Source organism: Bacillota bacterium, from assembly GCA_024655925.1.
Taxonomy (GTDB): Bacteria; Bacillota; DTU025; order DTU025; family JANLFS01; genus JANLFS01.
In genome coordinates this window covers 1-3,661 of sequence record JANLFS010000004.1, presented here as the reverse complement: position 1 = coordinate 3,661, position 3,661 = coordinate 1, and the positions used below count along the sequence as shown (strand labels likewise).

The window sequence follows — 3,661 nt, the reverse complement described above, 5'->3', positions numbered from 1 at the left end:
AGGTGGGGATAGACCCGGATCATGTCCTCGCGGAGGTCCTCCCAGAACGGAAGGCCCGCGAGGTCGAGGCCATCCAGGGCCGGGGAATCGTCGTCGCAATGGTGGGGGACGGCATAAATGATGCACCGGCCCTTGCCACGGCAGACGTGGGGATCGCCATGAGCACCGGCACGGATATAGCAATGGAGGCTGCGGACATAACGATCGTGGGTGATCTCTCCAAGCTGCCAGAAGCCATACATCTGTCCCGGCAGACTCTCCGAGTCATAAGACAGAACCTGTTCTGGGCGTTCATTTACAACACTATAGGCATACCTCTGGCCTCTCTCGGCAGGCTGTCCCCTGTGTATGCGGGGGCAGCGATGGCGGCGAGCTCTGTTTCGGTTGTGTCCAACTCACTCAGGCTCAGGCGCTTTGGCAGGCGCACTCATGAAAGAAAGGAGAAATAGGAGACATGGCAAGATGCTGCAGGCGCGGACAGTCCGCGCAACCGAAAGAAACCCAAGCGGGGACTGGAACCGAGATGGCCCTCAAAGTCGAGGGGATGACATGCGCCCACTGCGTAGCTGCCGTGGAGAAGGCCCTGTCTAAGATGGCAGGTGTCAAGTCCGCGAAAGCTGATCTGGCCAATAACATGGTTACCGTCACGTATGATCCGAACACCGCCAATACTGCTGATTTCGCACGTGCAGTGGAGCAGGCCGGGTACCGAGTCGTAGGGTAGGCCCCAGCGCAATTCCTCTGAAAGCACCTCCACAAACTGGTTCAGTGTGCCGATTTGGAAACCAGTGGGAGGTGCTTTCTATGTACTCAGAACGCAAGATTGCCGTAGTTCTATCAGGCGGCGGCGCGAAGGGTGCTTACCAGGTTGGCGTGATCCGCCGTCTGTTCAGCCGGGTGCCACGAATCGATGTCCTGTGCGGATCCTCCGTCGGTGCGCTGCACGCTGCGGTCCTGGCTGAGGCTTTCCTCTCAGACGATGCTAGTATCCTCGACCGGCTGGAGCGAACCTGGCTGAACCTGTACGGTGTCCTCACCCTGGATGTCAGGGGCCTTCTCCGCCCACTTGCCGCGCAGTCCATCTTTCTCAACACCCGCGTAAGGCAGCTGATTCATCAGTGCATCCCTGCCGGCAGGTCCTTCTCGGACTACGACGTTGACCTGTCAGTGACGGCGGTGAACCTGAACACCGGTACGGCTTCGGCATTCGACAGATCGTCCGGAGCGCCTGTGCGGGAGGCCCTTCTTGCGTCCTGCGCCATTCCCGTGGTGTTCCCTGCCGTCCGAATCGGAAGGGACTACTTCGTAGACGGAGGCACCTTCAATAACACTCCCCTGCGTGAAGCCATGGTGCGTGGGGCAACAGACGTAATAGTTGTATCCATGCGCCCACGTTTCTCTCCAGTTCACCAACAAGGCATCTCGACCTACCCTGGCACCAGACGGCCTGACGGGCAGTTGGACGTTGGGCTGGCAGGAGCGGCAGAGCAGGGGCCGGGGCCGCACGTGTCCTCACGGCGCTTCGACTCCGCGCTCTCCGCCGGAGCCCGCCTCTTTGAGCTGGCGTTGGAAAGACTGCTCTATGAGGACATGAGGATGGCACTCAGGGTCAATGAGCTGCTCCGTGCGGTTGAGCGTGTCCGCGCGAAAGATCCAGACCTGGCGGAACGGATGGAGAAGGCAGCAGGGCTGGTGAAGCCCGGCCGTACGATGCGGGTTGTGAATGTGGTGGAAATCGCACCCCAAAACGAGCTCATGCCTCCGGGGACCTTGGGGTTCTCGGACAAACGCGCCATCAGGAACCTTATTGAGCTGGGGAGGGCCGATGCTGACGCGGTTATTGGCGGCTTCCTGAGATAGGGGCACTGCACCCTCCATCCACTCCTTGCTTCCGGGAGGAAGGTGATGCCCTGCGTCTTGTGGAAGTAACCGTATGCATCATGAATTCCCACACACGAGCGGGGTGGTATCTTGAGCGCGCAGGAGATGGTGCTCTCCGCCGTCTTCGCTGCAGTCATAGCGGCGGCTTCATTGATCGCTATTCCCATCGCGGCAAGCCCGGTCCCCGTCACTTTGCAGGTCTTTGCGGTCCTGCTGGTGTCGTCGGTTCTCAGGCCGCGTGCCGCATCCTCCTCTGTCCTCATTTACCTCGCCCTTGGCGCCTTGGGACTTCCGGTGTTCTCAGGTGGCATCGGGGGCCTTGCCGTGATGATAGGGCCGCGCGGCGGCTACCTCGTGGGGTTCTTGGCCGCAAGCATCGTAGTGAGCCACATGGTGTCCCGGCCTAATCCGTCGCTTGCCCGCATGGGGGTTGCCATGTGTCTCGGCCTTGTTGTCATCTATGCACTTGGGGTAATGCAGCTTGCAGCCGTGGCCAGGCTCACCCTGGGGCAGGCTGTGATAGTGGGAGTCGTTCCGTTCATTCCTTTGGACCTCGTCAAGGCGTTGGCGGCAGGAATAGTGGGATACAGGGTGAAGAGACTTGTCCGTGCCTATACGCGGGAGGTCAAGAAGTAGCGATGTTGGGGGGATGGAGACTTGAAGGATGACGAGATCAGGCGGGGTTTGGACCGCTGGAAGAAGGAGACTCTCGGGCCGGTCATATCCAGGTTCCCCGAGCGCAAGCAGCGGTTCGAAGGGAGTTCCGGGATCGAGATCGAGCCTCTCTATGCACCCGCGCCTGAGGGTGAGATGGACTATCTGAGAGATATAGGCTTTCCAGGGGAGTACCCCTTCACCCGTGGAGTTCAGCCCACTATGTACCGGGGCCGGTTCTGGACCATGAGGCAGTATGCGGGGTTCGCAACTGCAGAGGAGTCCAACAGGCGGTACAAGTACCTATTGCAGCAGGGGCAGACTGGCCTATCTGTGGCTTTCGACCTCCCCACACAGATAGGGTATGACTCGGACCACCCACTGTCATTGGGCGAGGTGGGGAAGGTAGGGGTGGCCATCGACTCCCTCGCAGACATGGAGATTCTCTTCGACGGAATACCGCTTGACAGGGTCTCCACGTCCATGACGATCAACGCCCCTGCCGCGATCCTGCTGGCCATGTACATCGCGGTCGCGGAGAAGGGCGGGGTCGCACCTGAGAGCCTCGACGGTACCATCCAGAACGACATCCTCAAGGAATACGCGGCCCGCGGGACCTACATATTCCCGCCCAAGCCGTCAATGCGCCTGATTACGAACATCTTCGAGTACTGCGCCAAACATGTTCCCAAGTGGAACACCATCAGCATAAGCGGATATCACATCCGGGAGGCCGGGGCCACAGCAGTGCAAGAGGTGGCGTTCACCTTGGCCGACGGGATAGCATACGTCCAAGCAGCCCTGGATGCAGGCCTGCGGGTGGACGATTTTGCGCCCAGGCTCTCCTTCTTCTTCAATGCCCACAACGATCTCTTCGAGGAAGTCGCCAAGTTCAGGGCGGCCCGTCGTCTCTGGGCGCGCATCATGCATGACAGATTCGGCGCCGGGAACCCCAAGTCCATGATGCTTCGATTCCACACCCAGACTGCCGGGTCCACGCTCACCGCGCAACAGCCAGACAACAACGTGGTGAGGGTCACTCTGCAGGCGTTGGCCGCGGTCCTCGGCGGGACTCAGTCCCTGCACACCAATTCCCGCGACGAGGCGCTTGCTTTACCATCCGAGG

The 3,661-nt window shown here is 60.3% G+C and carries 5 protein-coding genes; all 5 read left to right on the top strand.

Annotated features, from left to right (window positions below; translation table 11 throughout):
* A partial coding sequence (locus tag NUW23_00950; protein MCR4424748.1) for an HAD-IC family P-type ATPase occupies window positions 1–449 on the top strand: 449 nt, incomplete at its 5' end.
* A 74-nt stretch (window positions 450–523) separates the two neighbouring features.
* The gene (locus NUW23_00945) at window positions 524–724 is read left to right on the top strand and encodes a copper ion binding protein (GenBank protein MCR4424747.1); all 201 of its coding nucleotides are present in this window, start codon (window positions 524–526) and stop codon (window positions 722–724) included.
* An 80-nt stretch (window positions 725–804) separates the two neighbouring features.
* On the top strand, window positions 805–1,860 hold the full coding sequence (locus tag NUW23_00940) for a patatin-like phospholipase family protein (protein ID MCR4424746.1): 1,056 nt from the start codon (window positions 805–807) through the stop codon (window positions 1,858–1,860).
* Between the two features lie 111 nt (window positions 1,861–1,971).
* Window positions 1,972–2,517, top strand: a complete 546-nt coding sequence (locus NUW23_00935) for a biotin transporter BioY (GenBank protein MCR4424745.1) — start codon at window positions 1,972–1,974, stop codon at window positions 2,515–2,517.
* Between the two features lie 36 nt (window positions 2,518–2,553).
* The coding region (locus NUW23_00930) for a methylmalonyl-CoA mutase family protein (protein MCR4424744.1) at window positions 2,554–3,661 on the top strand (1,108 nt) is incomplete at its 3' end.